Source organism: Thalassobacillus devorans, assembly GCF_011761345.1.
Taxonomy (GTDB): domain Bacteria; phylum Bacillota; class Bacilli; order Bacillales; family Halobacillaceae; genus Thalassobacillus; species Thalassobacillus devorans.
On the sequence record NZ_JAASRY010000004.1, the window covers coordinates 197953 to 220935 of the forward strand.

Annotated in this window: 19 protein-coding genes, 1 other RNA gene and 1 other annotated feature; of the genes, 4 read left to right on the forward strand and 16 right to left on the reverse strand. The window is 41.6% G+C overall.

The features are described 5' to 3' along the window. The first annotated feature begins 100 nt into the window (after positions 1-100). Entirely contained in the window at positions 101-778 is a 678-nt protein-coding gene (locus tag FHS45_RS14170; protein WP_062446948.1) for an RsfA family transcriptional regulator, read from the forward strand. A 61-nt stretch (positions 779-839) separates the two neighbouring features. Here FHS45_RS14170 and FHS45_RS14175 read toward each other — a convergent pair whose 3' ends face one another. From FHS45_RS14175 to hisS, 4 genes are all read right to left on the reverse strand, one after another. After that, positions 840-1595: a tRNA threonylcarbamoyladenosine dehydratase gene (locus tag FHS45_RS14175; RefSeq protein WP_062446950.1), complete on the reverse strand. Its 756-nt coding sequence runs from the start codon at positions 1593-1595 to the stop codon at positions 840-842. A 146-nt stretch (positions 1596-1741) separates the two neighbouring features. Beyond that, positions 1742-1925: non-coding RNA, 6S RNA (gene ssrS / locus FHS45_RS14180), on the reverse strand. 99 nt (positions 1926-2024) lie between these two features. Further along, positions 2025-3809, reverse strand: a complete 1785-nt coding sequence (aspS, locus tag FHS45_RS14185) for an aspartate--tRNA ligase (RefSeq protein WP_062446952.1) — start codon at positions 3807-3809, stop codon at positions 2025-2027. After that, positions 3806-5080, reverse strand: a complete 1275-nt coding sequence (hisS, locus tag FHS45_RS14190) for a histidine--tRNA ligase (protein ID WP_062446954.1) — start codon at positions 5078-5080, stop codon at positions 3806-3808. Before hisS ends, aspS begins: the two co-directional genes overlap by 4 nt. Positions 5081-5193: 113 nt before the next feature. Next, positions 5194-5417, reverse strand: a binding site (T-box leader). A gap of 178 nt (positions 5418-5595) precedes the next feature. Between hisS and FHS45_RS14195 the strand changes: the two genes are divergently transcribed. After that, positions 5596-6870, forward strand: coding sequence for an N-acetylmuramoyl-L-alanine amidase family protein (locus FHS45_RS14195; protein WP_062446956.1), 1275 nt, complete (start codon positions 5596-5598; stop codon positions 6868-6870). A gap of 146 nt (positions 6871-7016) precedes the next feature. On the opposite strand, the gene dtd is transcribed toward FHS45_RS14195, so the two are convergent. The 7 genes from dtd to FHS45_RS14230 form a co-directional block, all read right to left on the reverse strand. After that, positions 7017-7463 carry a D-aminoacyl-tRNA deacylase gene (dtd, locus tag FHS45_RS14200; RefSeq protein WP_062446958.1) on the reverse strand — a complete coding sequence of 149 codons (447 nt, stop codon included), beginning with the start codon at positions 7461-7463 and terminating at the stop codon, positions 7017-7019. A 14-nt stretch (positions 7464-7477) separates the two neighbouring features. After that, positions 7478-9679 carry a RelA/SpoT family protein gene (locus FHS45_RS14205; protein WP_062446960.1) on the reverse strand — a complete coding sequence of 734 codons (2202 nt, stop codon included), beginning with the start codon at positions 9677-9679 and terminating at the stop codon, positions 7478-7480. 139 nt (positions 9680-9818) lie between these two features. Then, positions 9819-10331, reverse strand: coding sequence for an adenine phosphoribosyltransferase (locus FHS45_RS14210; protein ID WP_062446962.1), 513 nt, complete (start codon positions 10329-10331; stop codon positions 9819-9821). Then, positions 10321-12663, reverse strand: coding sequence for a single-stranded-DNA-specific exonuclease RecJ (gene recJ, locus FHS45_RS14215; RefSeq protein ID WP_062446964.1), 2343 nt, complete (start codon positions 12661-12663; stop codon positions 10321-10323). The genes FHS45_RS14210 and recJ overlap by 11 nt, the downstream gene beginning before the upstream one ends. A gap of 63 nt (positions 12664-12726) precedes the next feature. Next, positions 12727-13068 (reverse strand): LapA family protein, encoded by a 342-nt coding sequence (locus FHS45_RS14220; RefSeq protein ID WP_062446966.1) that lies wholly within the window; start codon positions 13066-13068, stop codon positions 12727-12729. Positions 13069-13197: 129 nt separating this feature from the next. Continuing rightward, positions 13198-15474: a protein translocase subunit SecDF gene (secDF, locus tag FHS45_RS14225; RefSeq protein ID WP_062446968.1), complete on the reverse strand. Its 2277-nt coding sequence runs from the start codon at positions 15472-15474 to the stop codon at positions 13198-13200. Positions 15475-15687: 213 nt separating this feature from the next. After that, positions 15688-15996, reverse strand: a complete 309-nt coding sequence (locus tag FHS45_RS14230; RefSeq protein WP_062446970.1) for a post-transcriptional regulator — start codon at positions 15994-15996, stop codon at positions 15688-15690. Between the two features lie 122 nt (positions 15997-16118). On the opposite strand from FHS45_RS14230, the gene spoVB reads away from it, so the two are divergent. Beyond that, entirely contained in the window at positions 16119-17672 is a 1554-nt protein-coding gene (gene spoVB / locus FHS45_RS14235) for a stage V sporulation protein B (RefSeq protein ID WP_062446973.1), read from the forward strand. A 57-nt stretch (positions 17673-17729) separates the two neighbouring features. Here spoVB and FHS45_RS14240 read toward each other — a convergent pair whose 3' ends face one another. Together FHS45_RS14240 and FHS45_RS14245 are read right to left on the reverse strand one after the other, a co-directional pair. After that, positions 17730-18389 carry a DUF421 domain-containing protein gene (locus FHS45_RS14240; RefSeq protein WP_062448032.1) on the reverse strand — a complete coding sequence of 220 codons (660 nt, stop codon included), beginning with the start codon at positions 18387-18389 and terminating at the stop codon, positions 17730-17732. 288 nt (positions 18390-18677) lie between these two features. Next, the gene (locus tag FHS45_RS14245) at positions 18678-19970 is read right to left on the reverse strand and encodes an ArsB/NhaD family transporter (protein WP_062446976.1); all 1293 of its coding nucleotides are present in this window, start codon (positions 19968-19970) and stop codon (positions 18678-18680) included. A gap of 120 nt (positions 19971-20090) precedes the next feature. Here FHS45_RS14245 and FHS45_RS14250 point away from each other — a divergent pair, with 120 nt between their 5' ends. After that, entirely contained in the window at positions 20091-20483 is a 393-nt protein-coding gene (locus FHS45_RS14250) for a TIGR04086 family membrane protein (protein ID WP_062446978.1), read from the forward strand. A gap of 31 nt (positions 20484-20514) precedes the next feature. Here FHS45_RS14250 and yajC read toward each other — a convergent pair whose 3' ends face one another. The 3 genes from yajC to queA are packed head-to-tail and all read right to left on the reverse strand — an operon-like array spanning position 20515 to position 22975. Then, positions 20515-20778, reverse strand: coding sequence for a preprotein translocase subunit YajC (gene yajC / locus FHS45_RS14255; RefSeq protein ID WP_062446981.1), 264 nt, complete (start codon positions 20776-20778; stop codon positions 20515-20517). A 15-nt stretch (positions 20779-20793) separates the two neighbouring features. Continuing rightward, a complete protein-coding gene (tgt, locus tag FHS45_RS14260; protein ID WP_062446984.1) occupies positions 20794-21930 on the reverse strand; it encodes a tRNA guanosine(34) transglycosylase Tgt in 1137 nt (378 codons plus the stop codon). A 19-nt stretch (positions 21931-21949) separates the two neighbouring features. Beyond that, positions 21950-22975 (reverse strand): tRNA preQ1(34) S-adenosylmethionine ribosyltransferase-isomerase QueA, encoded by a 1026-nt coding sequence (gene queA, locus FHS45_RS14265; RefSeq protein ID WP_062446987.1) that lies wholly within the window; start codon positions 22973-22975, stop codon positions 21950-21952. Positions 22976-22983: the final 8 nt, after the last annotated feature.

Sequence of the window (22983 nt, forward strand, 5' to 3'; positions counted from 1 at the left end):
TTGGTATAAATCCTTTTCTTAATGGTCACAATAGGCATAAAAATAACAAACTAGTTTTTAAAAATACTAGATAAATCATTAAGATTAGGAGTGAATGAAAATGACGAAAGTCAGACAGGATGCATGGTCTCATGAAGATGATTTATTGTTAGCGGAAACTGTTTTAAGACATATCCGAGAGGGAAGTACCCAGCTGAAAGCATTCGACGAAGTTGGAGATGCTTTGAATCGCACCTCAGCAGCATGCGGGTTCCGATGGAATGCAGAAGTCAGGCAAAAATACGAACAGGCGATTGAAATTGCAAAAAAACAACGGAAAGAAAAGAAACGGGCAGAAGCTATAGAGCAGCCCAAACGACCAGCTAAAACCCAGCGTACATTCGCGGAAGTGGATGCTAATTCATCCTTAGTACCGGAACCAGCTAATGTGAGTCATGCTTCTGATGCTTCTGATGCCCCTGCTGCCCAGTTGAATTTAAGATCTGTCATTGATTATTTACGTAACCTTCAATCTGATATGGAATACTCTACGAATCATAGAAACAAACTAGAAAAAGTTACTGCTGAAAACAGACAACTTAAAGAGGACAAAGAAAAACTGGAACATCAATATGCACAGCTGCAACGTCAGTTAGTTACGATGCAGGATGATTATCAGGCTTTGATTCAAATCATGGATCGGGCTAGGAAAATGATTGTATTTGATGAAGATGGAGACTTTGCCAAACCACAATTCCGCATGGAACGAAATGGAAACCTGGAACAAGTGGCAAAATAGCCTGCAATCCAGTATTCCCAATAATATAAAGGCAGGAAGCGCATAATCGCCTCCTGCTTTTTTAGTACCTTTCTATATCGATCGTCTTTAATATCTCATTAACTACATAACTGGCCATAATCAGCCCTGCAACGGAAGGCACAAAAGCATTGGAAGAGGGAGGCATCTCCGCTTTCCTGGTTTCTGCATTCTCCGGCGCTATCTCTTTTCTTACATCTTCTTTGATTTTTATTGGCTTTTCCTGCGAGTATACAACAGGAACGCCTTTTTTAATCCCTGCTTCCCGTAATTTTTTTCGAATCACCTTAGCAATAGGGTCATAGCTGGTCTTAAAAATATCCGCTATTTGAAACTTGGTGGGATCCGTCTTGTTCGCAGCACCCATACTAGAGATGATGGGTATATCGCGTGAAATACACTCTTTAATAAGGTGGACTTTATAGATGATTGTATCACTGGCATCTAAAATAAAATCAGTCTGATAATCAAATAATGTTTCGTAAGTCTCTTCCGTATAAAACATATTTAGGGTAATTACTTCACATTCTGGATTAATATCACGAATTCGTTCCTTCATTAATTCAGCTTTAGGCTGTCCAATCGTAGAAAGGAGTGCAGGCAATTGTCGGTTAATATTTGTAATATCCACCACGTCTTTATCGATTAATATTAACTTGCCTATACCTGTTCTGGCTAAAGCTTCAACACTAAAAGAGCCGACTCCCCCAATTCCTAACACAGCTACCGTAGAACCCTTCAGTAACTCTAAGCCTTCTTTTCCGACCGCCAACTCATTCCGTGAAAATTGATGCAACATAACGATAAGCCGCCCCTTTCATTAAAAAACCGGCTTCGCGCCTAATCTTTATTGCGGAAGCCTACTTATAGATTATCTTTAACTCATTAACCTTCCATAAAGTAAAAAAACCTTAAGGTTCCCCTTAAGGTCTTTACGTATGTAAGTCCAATCCCAATTGTGCCGTTGTTTCATGAGTTTTGAACCCGCTCCTAGCAGGTGGGTGCCCTGTTCCATGCTTCATGCGTCCTCATCGGAATGAGGCTTGCACTCCACATGGAAACACCAGGCTCCCTGTACATAAATGTTCGGTCAAAACGTACATTCGAACAACGTACACATCAGGATTGGTTCCTTTACTTTGTAATCAAATAATAGCATACGTCAGATCAAATATCAATAAGTTTGCCAGGACGTTTTTGTATTATTAATTACATCATTTTCATAAGCTCACTGTTCTTCTTTTACTTTTTTTGCGGTCGTTTTTAGATGTAATTCTTCTAGTTGTGCTTCACTGACTTCCCCGGGAGCTTCTGTTAATAAGCAGGAGGCAGATGCAGTTTTAGGGAATAGGATGGTGTCCCTTAGATTGTTTCGGCCGGCTAGAAGCATTACAATGCGATCAAGACCTAAAGCTATCCCCCCATGTGGAGGAGTGCCATATTCAAGTGCTTCAAGCAGGAATCCGAATTGCTCTTCCGCTTCTTCCTTAGAAAACCCTAGAACTTCAAACATTTGATCCTGCAGCTCTTTATTATAAATACGAAGAGATCCTCCACCCAATTCATAGCCATTCAACACTAAGTCATAGGCTTGGGCATGTACTTTTGCCGGATCTGTCTCTAATAGCTCCACTTCCTCAGGTTCCGGCATTGTGAATGGATGATGGGCTGCGAAATAACGTCCAGCATCCTCATCATATTCTAACAATGGCCAGTCGGTCACCCATAAGAAGTTGAATTTACTATCATCAATTAATTCCAGCTGTTTGCCGAGCATTAAACGTAAAGCACCCAACCCTTCCTGTACGACTGTTGTCTTGTCAGCTAAAAAGAGAATCAAGTCCCCCGGTTCAGCGTGGACTGCATTGCCAAGCCCGATCAACTCATCTTCGCTGAAGAACTTAGCGATTGGACCGTTCCATTGAGCTTCGTCAACCTTCATCCATGCTAACCCTTTTGCACCATACCCTTTGACAAAATCAGTCAGTTTATCAATGTCTTTTCTGGAAAATCCATCGGCCTGGCCTTTGACATTTATGGCGCTTACCTGCCCGCCTGAAGTCACAGCACCACTGAATACCTTAAAGCCAGAGTCTTTTACAACTTCGGAGACATTAACCAGCTCCATCCCGAAGCGAGTATCGGGTTTATCAGAGCCGAAGCGTTCCATCGCTTCCTCATAGCGCATCCTAGGTAGTGGAGTTTCCAGCTCAATGCCTTTTACCTCCTTCATGACTCTCGCCATCATCCGTTCCGTCATATCCATGATTTCTTCTTTGGACATGAAGGAAGTCTCAATATCAATTTGAGTGAATTCCGGCTGACGGTCTGCCCTCAAATCCTCATCCCGGAAACAACGGGCAATCTGATAGTATTTTTCAAAACCAGACATCATAAGTAATTGCTTGAACAATTGGGGTGACTGTGGCAAAGCATAAAACTCGCCTGGATGAACTCGGCTTGGTACCAGATAATCCCTTGCTCCCTCTGGAGTACTTTTTGTCAACATTGGTGTTTCCATTTCCAGGTAGTCATACTCATTCAAGAAATTCCGTACTACTTGAGTTGTTTTATGACGTAATTGGAATGTTTCTTGCATTGGTTTCCTTCTTAAATCCAGGTAACGATATTTTAAACGAAGGTCTTCTGCAACATCCGAATCCTCTTCAACCATAAAAGGCGGGTTCTTTGCTTTGTTAAGAATTTCGACTTTTTCTGCCTTAACTTCTATAGCACCCGTTTCCAGGTTCTCATTAATGGTACTCTCGTCTCTTTCAAGCACATCACCATGTATCTCTAATACATATTCATTTCTGACGTTTTCAGCGGTCGCCAAAGCAGCTTCGGAAACCTCGGGGTTGAATACAACCTGGACTATCCCGGAACGGTCTCTAAAATCAATAAAAATTAATCCGCCTAAATCCCGGCGTTTTTGTACCCAGCCTTTCAATATTACTTTGCTGCCGATATCTGATTCACGCAGTCTGCCGCAATGATGTCTTTCCATTCTCATTTCCCTCCTGCTAGTTTGTTCTTTAAATAAGTGACCAAATCAGCCAGCGATACTTCTTGTTGCTCACCAGTTTCCATCGATTTTACGTTCGCCTGGCCAGCTTCCAGCTCGTTTTCGCCTAGCACAATTACATACTTTGCCTCAAGTCGGTCTGCAGACTTGAATTGGCTCTTGATTTTTCTGCCAAGGTAGTCTTTATCTACCTGTACTCCTGCTTTTCGAAGCTGATAAGTGAGGCGGACGGCTTCTTTCTCTGCCTGGTCGCCCAACGCAACAAAGTAGCAATCAATTCCCTCATTAACTGGTAATTCAATCCCTTCAGCCTCTAAAGCCATCAATAGCCGCTCAATACTTAACGCAAAGCCGATTCCCGGGGTTTCCGGTCCGCCCATGTCTTCCACCAGTCCGTTATACCGACCTCCGCCACTCAATGTCGTGATAGCTCCAAAGCCTTCAGCGTCACTCATTATTTCAAAAGCGGTATGGTTATAATAATCCAATCCCCGGACAAGATTTTTATCGACTACATATGGAATTTCCATGGCATCTAAATAGGATTTCACCTGTTCAAAATACTCCTTGGATTCCTCATTCAAATAGTCCAATACAGACGGTGCTGTTTTCATTGCCGGGTGTTCTCTATCCTTTTTACAATCAAGAACCCGAAGCGGATTTTTATCAAGACGTACCTGGCAGTCCTCACACAATTCTTCACGATGAGGATCAAAGTGTTTGATTAGCGCTTCCCGATGCTGCTTACGGCTTTCCGAGTCACCTAAGCTGTTAATTACTAATTTCAACGATTTCAGCCCAAGCTCCTGATAGGATGCCATTGCCAACGCCATCACTTCGGCATCGATAGCTGGATCAGCACTTCCCAATGCTTCAATACCAAACTGGTAGAACTGTCGCATTCTTCCTTGCTGTGGTCGTTCATAACGGAACATCGGTCCGATATAGAATAATTTCGTCGGCTGCATTGGCTGACCGAATACTTTATGTTCCACAAAAGAGCGTACGACAGAAGCAGTTCCTTCGGGACGGAGGGTCAAACTTCTTCCTCCACGATCTTCAAAGGTATACATTTCTTTTTGGACAATATCAGTGGTGTCCCCTACGCCTCGTTGGAATAACTCCGTATGTTCAAATACCGGGGTACGGATCTCCCGGTAATTGTATTTTTTACATAGTTCAATTAAAGCACTTTCTACATACTGCCATTTTTCGGACGTACCAGGAAGAATATCCTGTGTCCCTCTTGGTGCCTTCATCTCAACATCCTCCTTTATATCATTATCAGCGGCCCCTATGGTTGCCAATTACGGATACCAAAAAGCGGTTTTCTTATGTTTTATAAAAAAATAAAAAACTCCCGTCCCTTATAAAAAGGGACGGGAGTTACCCGCGTTGCCACCCTGGTTGAAACATACTCCAGTATGTTTCCTCTCCATACAGTTAACGCCTGTGTACGGCTGAGCCTACTCCTTGTTCGACACAGCACCTAAAGAATGTCTTTCACCAGGTCATTACACAGAAATGCTTCCAGCCACAAGGCATTTCCTCTCTGTCTGCATGTTTCCTGATTACTTTTTCTCTCATCGGTTTTAACGACTCTATTTTAGAATTGATTATAATCATATGATTCCAAAAAGGTAATGTCAAGCTTTTCTTTATATTTTTCTATATTCAGTTAGAAAAAATTATGGAAAAAAAGGTATTTTAAAGAAAATGTCGAAATGGTACTATTAAACTCGAATAATAAACTATTTTAAAGGAGGTATTTTATTTGATAATAAAACCATATAAGGTATTTGGTTTGTTTCTATTACTCTTACTAAGTATCGCTGCCTATACTGCTGCCCCGGCATATGCCGACAATGCAGTGGTCAATATCGATAAGCTCAATGTTAGAGAAAGTCCTGGGTCTTTTACTAAGAAATTAGGGCAGATACATAGAGGCGAAACCTACCCGATACTGGATGAGAAGTCCGGATGGGTACAAATTCAATACAATGGCAAGAAAGCGTGGGTAGCTAAATATCTTGTCAAAGTACAGAACAATACATCGCTTCGCTCCGATGTCAATTACCTACGAGTACGTGCAGAGCCTAACACGAACTCTAAAATACTCACCCATCTTATGAAGGGAGAGAAAGTTACCCAGGTTGGATCTAAAGGGTCCTGGTATCAAGTGAACAGCAAGAAAGGGAAAGGCTGGATCCATAGTGATTATTCGAGTTCGAGTAATTCTACCCAAAAATCCACCCAGCCATCTCAAACCAGTACCAGCTCTGGCAACTCCCAGAAAGTAACACTACTTTATAATAGCACTAATATCCGAAGCGGTCCTTCTACCAACCACAAAATAGTTGGAAGAGCACACAAAGGTGACGACTTTCAGGTAGTCAGCAAAGAGGGAAAGTGGTATAAGATTAAATATGGAGCCAGTACAGCCTTTGTGGCCGGGTGGATTGTGACAGCGAATTCTGGAGCCAGTACAGTCAGTAACAGTTCCAGCAATGGGTTAAAAGGGAAATTGATCGTTGTGGATGCCGGTCACGGAGGACGTGATCCAGGCGCTATCGGACTCAGCGGTACCTATGAGAAAACAATCACACTTTCGACGGCGCTTCATTTAAAAGAAAAACTGCAGGCTGCAGGAGCTAAGGTAGTAATGACACGTAGTAGTGATAGTTATGTTTCACTTGCACATAGGGTGTCCATATCAAATTCATCTGCTGCCGATGCATTTATCAGCCTTCATTACAACAGCTTTCCATCCTATCCTGGTGCAAAAGGGATTGAGACTTTTTACAATCGCAGCCAGGACAGCAGTTTAGCAAAACAGGTTCAGACAGGGTTAATCCAAGCGACAGGCGCAAGAGACCGGGGGGCAAAAGGGAGCGGCTTCCATGTCATCCGTAATAATACAAAACCTTCTTTACTTTTGGAACTTGGGTATTTATCCAACACCTCAGAAGGGTCACTGGTAAGAACATCCAGTTACCAAGGTAAAATTAGTACAGGAATAGTCAACGGACTTATCAATTATTTTAAATAATACATGAGTTAAAAGCAGGAACCTTCCAATTAAGCGGAGGTTCCTGCTTTTTCAGATAGGACGTATTGTTCATCCCTGTATGGGGATCAACCAGGGATGAAATAAAGCTCAGAGCTTACACTCTGAGCTTTTGATCCTGCTATTTTTTATCTTTCTTTGCTATCTAAAATCAAAGTGACAGGGCCGACATTGTTCAACTGAACATCCATCATTTCTCCAAATGCTCCAGTTTCTACATCAACCCCCTCTTTTACTACAAGAATGTTGAACACCTCATACAGCTCAATAGCTTTATCAGGCTTCGCTGCTGCCATAAAATTAGGTCTGCGGCCTTTACGAGTATCGCCATAGAGCGTGAATTGAGAAATAGATAGTATTTTTCCCTCCACATCCTTCAGACTCAAATTCATCTTTTCCTGCTCGTCTTCAAATATGCGAAGGTTGGTAACTTTGTTTGCTAAATACTTTGCGTCCTCTTCGGTATCTTCATGGGTCACACCTAATAATACGACCAGTCCGGAATCAATCTCTCCTGTAATTTTTCCTTCAACTGTAACAGATGCGTTTTTTGCACGCTGGATTACTGCTCTCATTATAACGAATCCCCTTATTGCATCATTCTTCTTACTGTATATACTTCAGGAATTTGTTTGATTCGATCGACAATTTTCCTTAAATGATTAATATTTTGAATTAATATCGTGATGTTAATAGTAGCCATTTTATTCCTGTCAGATTTACCGGATACGGCTGTTATATTTGTTTTCGTTTCGTTGACAGCCTGCAATACTTCGTTCACTAAACCACGACGATCATAACCTGATATTTCTAAGTCGACATGGTATTGCTTGGAGTCGGATCCGCTTCCTTCCCACTCGACTGGCAGCAGACGACTTTGAGCATCTTCTGTGTGGACGTTAGGGCAGTCCGAACGGTGAACCGATACACCTCGGCCTTTCGTAATATAGCCAACGATATCGTCTCCTGGAACAGGGTTACAGCATTTTGACAAACGCACCAGTAGATTGTCGACACCCTTTACCCTTACCCCGGAATCCCGTTTATTGGAAGGTTTAGATTTAACTTCATTTTTCACTTCTTCTAATGTTTCTTCGAGGTTTTGTTCTTGTTCTTTTTGCTTTCTTAATTTTTCTGTCAGCCTGGTAGCAATCTGGGCAGCAGTTATCCCTTGATAGCCTACCGCCGCAAACATATCATCTTCATTACTGAAATTGAACTTTTCCGCCACACGATCGAGATTTTCCTGGGTAAGTACTTCTTTCGGTACTAAATCCAAATTTTTTATTTCTTTTTCTACAAGTTCTTTGCCTTTCAGGATATTCTCATCACGTCGTTGTTTCTTGAAGAATTGCTTTATCTTACTTTTGGCTTGCGATGTTTGGGCTAGTTTTATCCAGTCTTTAGATGGTCCATAAGAATGTTTGGAAGTCATCATTTCTACGATGTCTCCCGTTTTCAATTCATAGTCCAGCGGCTCCATCTTCCCATTGATCTTCGCACCGATAGTATGGTTTCCAACTTCCGTATGGATGCGATAAGCAAAATCAACAGGTACAGATCCGGATGGAAGTTCTATAACATCTCCTTTTGGAGTAAATACATAAACCATATCAGAGAATAAATCTACCTTTAATGATTCCATAAATTCCTCGGCATCATGGGTTTCATTCTGCCATTCCAGTATTTCGCGGAACCAGGTTAATTTCTCTTCAAATGATTGTTTTGTTTGATTGAATTGGCCGCCTTCTTTATAGGCCCAGTGAGCTGCAATCCCAAATTCAGCTATTTCATGCATTTCCTGCGTCCGAATTTGTACCTCGAGTGGGTCCCCTTTAGGTCCAATAACAGTAGTATGAAGGGATTGATAAAGGTTCGGCTTCGGCATGGCAATATAGTCTTTGAACCGACCAGGCATTGGTTTCCAGCAAGTATGGATGATACCAAGTACCGCATAACAGTCTTTAATACTATTGACAATTACCCGTACAGCCAGAAGATCATATATTTCATTAAATTGTTTATTTTGCAATACCATTTTCCTATATATACTGTACAGGTGTTTAGGCCGCCCGGAAATGTCCGCTTTGATATTAACCTCTTGCAATCTATCTTCTATTTCTTTCATGACATCTTCTATATAAAATTCGCGTTCATTACGCTTTTGTTTCATTAAATGTACAATACGATAATACTGCTGAGGGTTTAAGTAACGCAAAGCCGTATCCTCAAGCTCCCATTTTATGGTGGATATACCCAGACGGTGAGCTAATGGGGCAAAAATCTCAAGCGTTTCATTGGATATCCGCCGCTGCTTCTCCGGCGGTAAGTGCTTTAAGGTTCTCATATTATGAAGTCGATCCGCCAGCTTAATCAGAATTACCCGGATATCCTTTGCCATCGCGACAAACATTTTCCGATGATTTTCAGCTTGTTGTGCTTCTTTTGACTTATATTTAATTTTTCCAAGCTTTGTCACCCCATCAACAAGCATGGCTACTTCTTTGTTGAAGGTTTCCTCAATTTCTTCAATAGACACTTCTGTGTCTTCTACGACATCATGAAGAAAACCTCCTGCAATGGTTTCCGGATCCATCTCCAAATTGACAAGAATACCGGCAACCTGGATAGGGTGAATAATATATGGTTCTCCCGACTTACGAAATTGATCCTTATGTGCCTGCTCTGCAAATTCATAAGCGCGTCGAATAAAACCGGCATCTTCATCCGTCAAATACCGGCTCGCTTCTTCAATCACTTCTTCTGCGCTCAAAATTTTGTCTTTCGACATCTAATCACCTTAGTTTCTATACATACTTGTTAAAAATTTAAACGTAGTTTTATCTCATTATCAAAAAAAGAGGGGAAAATGTAAAGAAAAAAGTTTAATTATAAACAAAGAGCACCCTTAGGAGGGCACTCCATTATCTTTAGTATTGCATCAATGTTAAGACATCATGTCCTTCAAGCTTTTCTCTTCCATGTAGATAGGTTAATTCAATTAGAAAAGCGCAGCCGGCTACAACACCGCCAAGTTCTTCAACGAGTTTGATTGTTGCTTCGATCGTTCCACCAGTAGCTAATAAATCGTCGGTGATCAGCACTCTCTGACCTGGCTTTATTGCATCCTTATGGATAGTAAGGACATTTGTTCCATATTCTAAACCATAATCGACTTTAATTGTTTCCCGCGGAAGTTTCCCTTCTTTCCGCACAGGGGCAAAGCCTACTTCGAGCGCGTAAGAAACCGGGCAGCCAACGATAAATCCACGAGCTTCTGGTCCTACAATCAAATCAATATCTAAGGATTTGGCATATTCCACAATATCATCGATGGCAGACTTAAAGGCCTTTCCATTATCCATCAATGGGGTGATATCCTTAAAACGGACACCCTTTTTTGGCCAATCTTCTACAATAGCAATATGTTGTTTATAATCCATATGTTACTTCCTCCTTAACGGCCAAGTCCACTTGCTCCATATATTGATCGAACCAGGATTTCAGTTCTTGATAATTGGAATAATAAAGTTTCTTTTCGACTTGTAATTTCCGTTGTTTTAACTGATAAGTATCCGAATCATTTAAATCCTTCTTAGACGGGGAAGGATGGAGTGAAATCAGTCCATTCTCTATTCTAACAAAATCCAACTCAAAAAACACCTGGGAGATAAATTCCAATGTATCTTTGCTCCATCCTTTATAGGAAGCAAGCTTGGAGGCATCCCTGGACAACTCGAAAGTCTTATGTTTCATGAGCATACCATAAAACCACTTAAAGTCTTCCCGCGTAGGAAGCTTTTCAAAAAAAGCACTGTCGTCTAGCCGATAGCAGGCATATATCTTCTCAGGCTGAACCTTTCGTATGATTTCAGCTAAATCGTCTAATCGAGCAGGCAGATCCAATACAACAAGACCTGAAAGGTTTCTATCTTTTTCATTCATAATCGTATGTTTATCCAGCACATCCATCCCAAATGGCGTAGAATCCGCCCCTTCAAACGTAAGAGCTGCGTGGTTATTCAAGTTGCTGCCTGCCAGCTTCTTCTCCAAATATTTAGATCCCCGGTAGTCAAATAACTGCCATTCAGCAATACGGATATCCTTAATCATAATCTGAAGTTTTTTTCTGCCATTCCATTCATTGATGCCCAATTCACCAATTGCTTCCACCTTGGAAGAAGGAGAGATATCTCTATACAATTCTCCCATTCCAAAAGCGATTCCATCCAGTTGCGTCCCTGACTTATTAAATTGAAATTTCAAGTGGTTTTGCTTGCTGCCAATTTGCCTAATCTCTTTGGGAGCATGTTCAATATGGAAAATAGGCTTAGGGTTACCCATCCCGAAAGGACTCAGTTTATCTATTTCTTCCAGTTGTTTTAAGGAAAGCATTTCAATATCAATCGTATTTTCAATATCGATACTCTGAGTAAAATCATCTGGTGTCAATTGTTCCGCAGCTAATCGATTTAATTCCCGGCGAAGTTCATTGATATTTTCAATTTTCAATGTCATCCCGGCAGCCTGGGCATGTCCACCAAAATGTTTGAAAATGCCACGGATCTTCATACAATTAACAAAGAGGTCAAAAGCATCGATACTCCTTGCTGAACCCTTTGCTTCTCCCGTCTCCTCATCAATCCCTAATACAATAGCCGGACGGTCGAAACGTCCGACCAAACGGGAAGCTACAATCCCAAGTACGCCTGGATTCCAGCCAGGTTTGGCTACTACAATGACAGAATCGTTTTCCCCTGATTCATCTGCCTCGAGGATCTTTTCAGCTTCCTCTGCGATATCTGAAACTATTTTCTGACGCTCTTTATTCAATTGATCGATCAGTTTAGCCAATCCTTCTGCTTCTTCAGGCTCTCTGGTCAGTAGCAAATCTACCGCAGGTGAAGCATCCTGGAGACGTCCGACAGCATTAATTCTGGGACCTACCTGGAAGCCGATGGTTTCTTCATTGCAGTCCCCGTCTATACCGCAAATTTTTTTCAATGCCTGGATACCAGGACGCGGTGATTGGGAAATAGCCTTCAAGCCGAAGGAAGCTAGCACGCGATTTTCGTCTTTTAAGGGTACTAGATCAGCAATAGTGCCAATTACCACAAGATCCAGGAACTCTTTCGGAAATCTGCCCAGCAACGCCTGAGCAAATTTAAAAGCTACCCCTACCCCAGCTAATTCTTGAAAGGGATAAGAAGCTGATGCCTTAGGGTGAATAATGGCATAAGCAGCCGGCAGTTCCTCCTGGACTTCGTGATGGTCGGTGATAATAAGATCCATCCCAAGCTCTTTTGCTACCTCTGCTTCATGGACTGCCGCTATTCCGGTATCCACCGTTATAATGACGTCAATACCATTTTCCTTTGCTTTCCGGAAGGCTTCTTCATTCGGACCATACCCCTCCGTAAATCGATTTGGTATATAAAAGTCACAGTCAGCGCCAGCTTCACGCAACGCTTCCACCATAACAGAAGTAGCACTAACCCCATCTGCATCATAATCTCCAAATACTAAAATATTTTCTTCTTTTTTAATCGCCTGTCTTACACGTTCCACACTTTCTTTCATACCCTCCATTAAAAAAGGGTCATGCAAATGATCCAGAGAAGGAAACAAAAACCGCTCAGCGCTCTCACTATCCGTAATATTTCTTCTCCATAATAACTTGCTTGTTAGTGGTGATAAATCTATATCATCAAAAAAGAAATCATGCTGCATTTCATCGTTATATGTAAAATTCCATTTCAGTTTACTTTTAAGCATACGTTCACCCCTGACCCACTCATTATACTAGAGGGATTCAGGGGTAGCAAATAGATGAAAGTACTATTTTTTTGACTTATGTTTTGTAACTTCAGTAGCAGTCGAACGTTGCTTACCATGTTTACTGTTATGGGAGTGGAGCTCAGACCTCCCGGCAGGTGTCTGCCCTTTAGTGCTGCTACGCAGTTTTTTAACTTCTCGCTGCAGTTGATAAAATCGTACTGAACCAGCTGCCGCTGTAACAATGCCCCCTAATAGTGCCGAAATAAGAATAACCAGTATCAAGGGCCACTCTGCTGTGCCAAACATAAAGTTGACCTCCACAGGTTCCACATTGATTACAGCAAATATAGCAATCAATAACGCAAATATAAGTGCTAATATCCAATAATATTGACCTTTCATTCTATTCCTCCTTCCTCATTTACTAACTTTTTTATTATAGTATATTTATTACCTTTATCCTTATCTAACAAACGTCCTCAAAAGAAAAACCTGCTTCCTGGGAAGAAGCAGGTTTGTGAGCTGGCCTTATTATACTTGTGGCCCTCCTGTATTTTTCTTTTTCACAAAGCTTAGTGGCTTTTCTTTTATATTCCTTCCTCTAAGCACCAGCCATAATTGGGCTGCAATGAATAGAGAAGAGTAAGTTCCGGCAATCAGGCCTACCACCAGCGCGAAAGAGAAATTGGTAATCGAAGAAGCGCCGAATATCAGAAGCATTACAGCTGCAAAAACAACAGTGATGACAGTATTGATACTTCTAGCCATGGTTTGCATTAAACTCTTATTAACGATTTTAGCCAACTGTGCGAATGACTTGACTCGTTTTTCCCGTTTTACATTTTCTCGGATCCGGTCAAAAGTGACAATCGTGTCGTTGACCGAATAACCGACAATGGTCAAGATGGCCGCTATGATGGTTATATCGAATTCTAACCTTGTCAAACTGAATAGTGCCAAGATGAAAAACGCGTCATGAAGCAGTGCGATAATAGCAGTCAAGGCAAAATAGATTTCAAACCGGATAGTGACGTAGATGATGATCCCTATGGAAGCATACAACACGGCAAGGGCAGCGTTTTTCGCAAGCTCTTGGCCAATGATTGGAGAAACCGTGCTTACGTTCGGTTCACTTCCATATTGATCATCATAATAAGCCTTGATTTCGGCGATTTTTTCCTGTCCTAGTACGCTATCAAAGCGAACATCGGCTATCTCACTATCATCTCCGGAGAGGACCACCTTTTTGGGTGATACATTGAACTCCTGTTCAAAAGTTTCTTCCACTTGTTCTGCTGTAATATCTCCATCAGATAAAATCGATACACGAGACCCACTCGTGAAGTCAATTCCCAGATTCAATCGCATAACTGCAAGCGCTAGAATCCCGGCAACCATCAAAATTAGCGAAAGGGTGAAGAAACGTTTTCTCAAGCCCGCAAAATCTATTTTCCGGTTGAAGAATGTAGCTTCTACTTCTTCCCCATCTTCAATATTTACAATCTCTTCCCTTTTCACTCCAAACCAGCCCGGCCGTTTATTCAGGAATCGGCTCTTCACCCAAAGTCCTAAGAATAGACGGCTGCCGTAGACGGCTGTTATGAAGCTAACGAGAATACTGACAATCAACATGGTGGCAAAGCCTTTAACCGAACTTGTCCCAAATGTAAACAAGACAATCGCTGCAATCATTGTCGTTATATTCGCATCAAATATGGTTGATAAAGAATGTTGGTTTCCAGACCGGAAAGCAGCGAGCACCGACTTTCCAGATTTTAATTCTTCTTTAATACGTTCATAGGTAATAATGTTGGCATCAACCGCCATCCCGACTCCCAGGATCAAGGCCGCTATACCTGGCAGTGTCAATACGCCATTCATCCATTCGAATATGAGTAGAATCAAATAGATATAAACACTCAAGGTTACCGTAGCGATGACACCTGGAAAACGGTAATAGAACATCATATATAAAAAGATGATCCCAATCCCGATAAAACCAGCATAAATCGTTTTGCTCATCGCCTGCTCCCCAAATTGAGCGCCGACGGAAGTGGAATACATTTCCTCAAGGTCAGCAGGAAGGGAACCGGCATTAAGAATATCTGCCAGACGTTTTGCTTCTTCCACGGTAAAATCTCCGGTTATTTGGATATTCTTACTGCGAATTGGGCCATTTGAAAAACCGGGAGCAGATATATATTTTGGATCCTCTTTTCCATACTCTTCACCAAAAGATGTTTCTTCATCAAAGTCCATCCATATGACCATAACATCATCCGGGTATGGAGTATTTGGATCTTCCGGTATGCTGCTTATTTCTTTGGAAACTTCGTAAAACTTACTCGGGTCCTTCACTTGCAATGTAACAATCGGTGAATTCGTTTCTGAATAGGATTGGGAAGCACTGCCTTCCACTAAATCCGAACCATTCATATATTCATTGTCTTCAGCATCACGAAAAGATAAGTGGGCAGTAGTGGACAACAGTTCACGTGCCTGCGTCTGATCATCTACCCCAGCCAGCTGTACCCGGATACGATTGGGCTCTTCAATATCAATATTCGTTTCACTAATCCCCAGTACATTGACACGTTCTTCCAGTGAACGAGCCGTAACTTCAAGCACTTTTTCATTTACTTCCTGATTCTCATCTAAGGGTTTTACTTCATAAAGTATTTCAAACCCGCCTTGCAAATCTAACCCAAGCTTGATGTCTTTTGTAACTCCAGTAATAGTGGTGCCAATTGTTCCTGCCAATATCAATACAACAAGAAAAAAGGCTATGATTCTGCCCCTTTTAACCATTTAAGTTGTTCCTCCTTTAATCACTGCACGCACGAGCATCTTTATGTAATAAAACGTAAATAGGGTACCAGGGCAGGCTGTTATTTATCATAAGCTGTCGAGTTGGTTGTCAAGCCTATCCTCGTACCATACACATTTCATATGAATTACTGAATTTTTCCAATAAAACTATTATAGAAACCTTTCTTACTAACTGTCAATATAAGCTCAAGCTTATTCTACAGAAACTACAGGTTCATTTTCTCCCGAGATTTTGGCAATTGAATTTGCCAGATCTTCTCCACGATGAGCTTCCACAGTCAGGTAACTTATGTAAAGAGCAGTATTTAAATGAAAAATGTCCTGAACCATCTCATATAAATGTTTATCCGGATTCCCTTTCCATACTTTGGATATTAAACAATTCCATATATCATCCGGGATAGAGTCTGGATAGCCCATCAATCGAAATTCTTCAGCCTTACTCCTCAAAGCAGGATATACCTCCAGTTTCCACTGGTCGGCTGATTTTATGGTTTTCATCCTTTCGCCTCCTCCACGAGAAAGCCTGTCAGCCATATAAATAATGTCATGCTTGGCCACCTCTTTCGCATATACATTCATTGTATATGAATTTTATCACTTTGAGAAGGCAGGTCGTTATTATGACCAAGCAAACATTTCTGCAGGGGACCCTGATTTTAATAGCAGCCGGGATGATCACCCGATTTTTAGGTTTTATCAACCGTATTGTCGTCGCCAGGGTGATGGGTGAGGAGGGGGTAGGTCTCTATATGATGGCCCTCCCTACTTTGTTCCTTGCTATCACACTCACGCAGTTCGGTTTGCCGGTAGCCATTTCTAAGCGCGTAGCTGAGGCAGAAGCAGCTGGTGACCTTAATCGTATTAAACGTATCTTAGTAGTTTCCCTTTCCATCACTGGAATTCTCAGCATCCTATTTACCACGTTAATGTTTCTGTTGGCCCCTTGGGTCGCCAATCATTTATTAACAGACTCGAGAACAGTCGTGCCATTACTTGTTATCAGTCCAATTGTTCCTATCATCGCAATATCATCTGTACTGCGAGGCTACTTTCAAGGCCGTCAGAATATGAAGCCGCAAGCATTTTCTATGGTGATTGAGCAAGTGGTACGAATTTTATCGGTCGCTTTCTTAACCAATCTCCTCCTCCCTTACGGTATTGAATATGCAGCGGCAGGGGCGATGGCTTCTGTAATTTTAGGTGAATTCGCCTCGTTACTCTTTATGTTGCGTATGTTCTCTATCAAAAAAAGATTCAGAGTACGCCGGCAATTCTTTGCTTATTTACAATCCGGAAGAAAGACAGTAAACGAATTACTTTCGATTGCTATCCCGACAACTGGGAGCAGGTTGATTGGCTCATTTTCTTTTTTTCTCGAACCTATCTTAGTCGCCCAGAGCCTGGCTTTAGCAGGCCTTCAGACAGCGGCAGCTACGAAACAATATGGTGAGCTGGCAGGATATATTCTCCCACTTTTAATGCTGCCAACCTTCATTACTCATTCTTTATCCGTAGCTTTAGTACCATCAATCAGTGAGGCTGGTGCTAAAAATGAAACGAAATTAATTCATTATCGGATTCATCAATCCATCCGGCTTTCATTTGCCTCCGGTGGCCTTGCCACAATACTGCTGACAAGTTTCGCTGCTACGATTCTACAGTTAATGTATGGGACGAGCAATGCTGCCTATATGCTTGCATTAATGGCTCCCTTCTTTCTTTTGTTGTATATACAGGCGCCCCTGCAAGCCGCTTTACAGGCATTGGATTTAGCAAAGCCCGCAATGTGGAACAGTTTAATTGGTGCAGTAGTAAAATTCGGGGTTTTAGTAGGATTAGCGTCTCAGCCCGCTTTCGGTATTCGTGGGGTTGCAATTGCAATTGTCGTAGGAGTATTAGTGGTAACCTTCCTGCACCTGGGTGCACTCATGCAAGCTATTAATTTCAAAATACCTTTCCTTGATCTGACAAAAATGGTTATCCTAATAAGTGTTACCTGGGTGATCGGCTCTCAGCTGAAATCTTTTTTAACCTATACTGTTGGAGAACTATCGCAGTTCATCATTATCTGTTGTACCTTAACCATCCTATATATCATCCTATTATTCGTCCTGCGTTTCTTAACGAAGGATGAACTGAAACAGCTCCCTTACCTGAATAAACTGATCAAATAACTGACAGGCCCCTTCTAGCGAAAAGAAGGGGCTATTTTATTTGCAGTCTTCATATTGTTATTCATACTCATTCTTTTCGTCGATGAACAATTCTCCTTGCTCGTCGATTGAACATATAGATATGGATTCTTCTGATTCATATCCTCTCTTTTTCAGTTCATTTAGGAGCCAGCTCTTATTCTTTTTCACTCGCTTCAAGGAATCAAATTGGAACTTGCCATCGGCAATCAATATAGCGGAATAACCGGTTGAATGATCAGAAGAATTTTCATCTTTTTGTAATACGGACAGCTTACCATTTGGTTCGAGTATCGCATACTCTACATCCTGAATACTATAAATTTCTTTTTCTCTTAGCTGAACCAGTAAATCATTAAAATTATAGCGTTGCTTTTTCATTTCATATTCATCCACTTTACCATGCTTAATTATAATACAAGGAGTCCCATCAAACCATTCACGAAACCTTTGGCTTTTTAAAGATATGAAAGCGGTCAACCGCTGGATAGCTAGTAGTACAGCCATAGGCAGAATAGCGTGGTACAAAGATTTATCGGGCTCTTCAATTGAGAAGACGGCTATTTCTGCCAGCATGACAAATACTACTAGATCCAGTACGCTCAATTCACCAATTTCCCTCTTACCCATCAACCGGAGAATTACTAAAATCAGCAAATAAGTAAGCAGCGTGCGAAATAATATCGTCCCTATTTGTATATCCACTTTTATTCCACCCCTGGCGTCCGTCTAGATGTCACTTGTTACTTTTTCCAAATTAATCAGTTTTTATCCTAATAAATATTAAGCTTACAATTATAAGTCACTGCCTCCTCTTATAAGGAAATACATGGAGGTTGCAATATCTTTTATGGATTATTGGATTGTTGCAGGTTTCTGAACGCAGGTAACAAAAAAAGCACCTAAGCCTTTAACTTAGGTGTCAGCAATAATCGTAATCTCCACTTAAAACATTTGGAGGACAGGGATTTTTTGGGGGACAGTCATCTACGATAAGAAGGGAACAAGGAAGCGGAAGTAAACGTATATGGTTGCTACCAACAGGGAGAAAAGCAAAACCGGAATTCCATAAACTAGAAATTTCAGGAACGGGATTTGATGGTTGGCACTCGCAGCCAGCCCAGCCACTACTACATTGGCAGAAGCTCCAAGCAATGTACCATTCCCTCCAAGACAAGCGCCAAGTGCCAATGACCACCAAATGGGATCGATATTCATCATTCCGTAACCTTGAAGTTCCTGTACCACTGGAATCATAGCTGCTACGAACGGGATATTATCTACAATTCCAGATAGTATACCAGCACTCCATAATACAATCAAGGAGGTCATCGGCAAATCCCCGCCAGATAACCACATCATTCCTCTGGCTATTTCATCGATTACCCCTACTTTCTCCAGTCCGCCAACTAACATGAATAGTCCGATAAAAAAGAACAAAGTTACCCATTCCACTTCCTGGAATATTTTCTCACTGGACGCTTCAGCATCCGTCAATAACAACAGTAAAACAGCAGCACATACCGCAACCGTCGTTAATTCAACATGGATGATCGGGTGCATTAGAAATCCGACCATTGTCAGTCCCATAACAGACAGAGATTGATATAACATTGGTGTTTTCTTTAAATAACTGGATGGGTTCAGTTGCATCAGAGCTTTCGCCTTGTCTTTCTCATATTTCAATTGTTTGCGAAACAGCATCACCATACCGCCAAGGGTAAATACGAAAATAATTACTACTACCGGCCCAAGGTTGACTAAAAATGAAACGAATGTAAAATGCTTTACCGCCTGTCCGATCATTATATTCGGCGGATCTCCAATTAACGTTGCCGTCCCGCCAATATTTGCACTAAAAATAGTAGTAAGAAGAAAAGGAAACGCAGGGAGATTCAGCTGGCTGGTCAAAGTCAACAAGATAGGGACAAATAATAGAACGGTCGTAACATTATCAAGAAAAGCAGAGCCCACTGCAGTTAATATTGCTGTACCAATCAAAAGCGGGACCGGTCTGCCTTTTACCATTTGCGCAAAACTGATGGCGACATATTCAAAAACACCTGTCTTTTTTGTAATGGCTACCAGAACCATCATAGAGAATAAAAGTGCGATCGTCTCCCAATCGATATAATGAGTAAAAGCATCCTTCCATTCGTATACATTCGTAAGTAATAGTAATACTCCCCCCGCAATTGCTACCAAGGCTCTATTTATCTTTTCAGACATAATTAATCCGTAACTGATGATAAAAATTAATATGGCCATCCATGTTAACATAACCTGTCCCCTTTTCAGCCTTTTCTATGATGTCTATTCAAAAGCGGTTAAAAATATATACTTCTATTTATAATTTTAAAGTCATATAGTGTAGGGACAAAGTAGACAAGGAGGGATACGATGAAGAAAGAAGTATGGACAGCTTTGGGATATGGCTTGGCCATTATCCTGATTCTTATGTTGACGAGCAGTTTCATATTGGCATTATTATTGCGATTTACCACCATTGATACGAATCTCATAAACTTATTTACCATGATTTTGGCCATGCTTATTCTGTTTACCGGCGGAGCAACAGCCGGACATCGGGGGCAAGAAAAAGGCTGGATGTATGGACTGATAACTGGAGGAGCCTTTTTGTTATTTATAATCCTTTATCAATATCTCGGCCTTCAAAAGGGCGTCCAGTTAAGTCAGGTGCCATATTTGGCGGGTATGGTGGGATCTGCGTTGATCGGAGGAATGTTAGGCGTTAATATCCGCTCCACCAGAGCGACAGGAAGTAAAAAATGACTCCGGCGATTAAATCGCCGGAGTCATTTTTTTAATCCTGGTTAAGTACCTCTCGTACAGCTGAACGATCAAAAGTCATCTTTGTTCCATCATTGACAGTCAATACGACGGTCCCTTCATCAAGGGCATGGATGGTTCCATGAAGACCCCCGATAGTAATGATTCTATTTCCTTTTTGTAAATCCGCTTGCATTTGTTGTACTTTCTTCTGTTTCTTTTGCTGTGGGCGGATTAACAAGAAATAGAAAATAACGAACATAAGGATGATAGGTAATAATCCTAATATTCCTTCCATTTTCATTCCCCCTTTCTAAAAATTCTTCGCATTTGGTTTATTGAAACCATATTGTTCAAAGAATTCTTCTCTGAAGTCGCCAAGACGGTCTTCTCTAATAGCCTGGCGGACATGCTCCATTAATTTTAACAGAAAATATAAGTTATGGTAAGTAGTTAATCGAAAGCCAAATGTTTCATTATTTTTCACCAAATGTCTGATATAAGCGCGGGAATAATTCCTGCAGGTATAGCAGTCACAATTTTCATCAATTGGACGGAAATCCCTGGCAAACTTAGCATTTCTAACAACCAGTCTTCCGTTTGATGTCATGCAGGTGCCGTTTCGGGCAATCCTGGTCGGTAGTACACAATCAAACATGTCTACTCCTCTAATGGCTCCATCAATCAAGGAATCCGGTGAACCGACACCCATCAGGTACCTTGGTTTGTTTTCAGGGAGTATCGGTGTGGTAAACTCCAGCACCCGATTCATTACATCTTTTGGTTCTCCGACAGATAAACCGCCTATCGCATAGCCAGGAAAATCAAGTGACGTTAAATCTTCTGCACTTTGGCGGCGAAGCTCTTCGTATTCTCCACCTTGTACTATGCCGAACAGCCCTTGTGTATCTGGCTTCTTATGGGCAGTTAAACAACGCTCAGCCCAACGGCTTGTCCGTTCTACCGATTTTTTCATATAGTCATATTCAGCTGGATATGGAGGACATTCGTCAAATGCCATCATAATATCTGATCCTAGCGCATTCTGGATATGCATGGCTTTTTCAGGGGAGAGAAATAATTTCTCCCCGCTGATATGGTTACGAAAATGTACGCCCTCTTCTTCAATTTGCCGTAAATCGCTCAGACTGAATACCTGGAATCCTCCTGAGTCCGTCAGAATTGCCCCATCCCAGTTCATGAACTTATGGAGTCCACCTGCTTCTTCGATGATATCTTCCCCTGGCCGCAGCCATAGATGGTAGGTATTAGAAAGAATGATATTTGCATTCATTTCCTGCAACTCTTCCGGGCTCATCGTTTTAACGGTAGCAAGAGTCCCTACGGGCATAAAGGCAGGTGTGTCGAAAGAACCATGCGGTGTATGGACCTTTCCAAGACGGGCACCTGTCTGTTTACATGTCTTTATAAATTCATAGGTGATTGCCATTAGTAATTAAACCCTTTCCTTATAAAATCAACATTGCATCACCAAAGCTGAAAAAGCGATATCGCTCTTCTACAGCCTGCTGGTACGCATGTAAAATGAAGTCACGTCCTGCCAGTGCACTGACAAGCATGATTAATGTGGACTGTGGTAAATGGAAGTTCGTAATCAAACCATCAATCGCTTTCAATTCATAAGGCGGATAGATAAAAATATCAGTCCAGCCTGAGGCTTCCGTAAAAGTCCCGTAATCCCGCATGATCGTTTCTAACGTTCGTGTGGAAGTAGTCCCCACAGAAATTATCCTTCCACCGTTCTCCCGGACCCGATTCAACCTATCTGATGTAGCTTGTGATACTTGATAAAACTCAGCATGCATATCGTGGTCTTCAATGTTATCTACACTCACTGGTCTGAATGTGCCAAGACCTACATGTAAGGTGATATAAGCCAGTTCGACACCAGCCTGTTCAATTTCCTCCAGCAGCTCTTTTGTGAAGTGGAGTCCTGCTGTCGGGGCTGCGGCAGAACCTTCTTCTTTCGCATATACGGTCTGATACCTTTCACTATCAGACAGCTGCTCCTTGATATAGGGTGGCAATGGCATTTCACCCAACCCTTCCAGAACTTCAAGAAATATTCCATCATACTCGAAACGCAGCTTACGTCCACCATGATCCTCGGTATCTGTACATTCCGCCGCCAATTTCCCTTCCCCAAAAATAATCCGGGTTCCAACCTTGATTTTCTTTGCAGGTTTTACAAGTACTTCCCATTCATCCGTCTCTGTCTGATGAAGCAGAAGTACTTCTACTTTCGCACCTGTATCTTCTTTTACCCCATACAGCCTTGCAGGCAATACTTTAGTATCATTTAAAACCAGGCAATCCCCTGGCCTTAAAAATTCTTTAATATCAGAGAATCTCCTGTGGTTTATGGTTTTTTCCTTTTTATCCAACACCATAAGCCGGGATGAAGATCGATCCAGCAACGGGGTTTGCGCGATCAACTCTTCAGGCAGGTCAAAGTCATATTGCTTGATGTCCATAATTATCT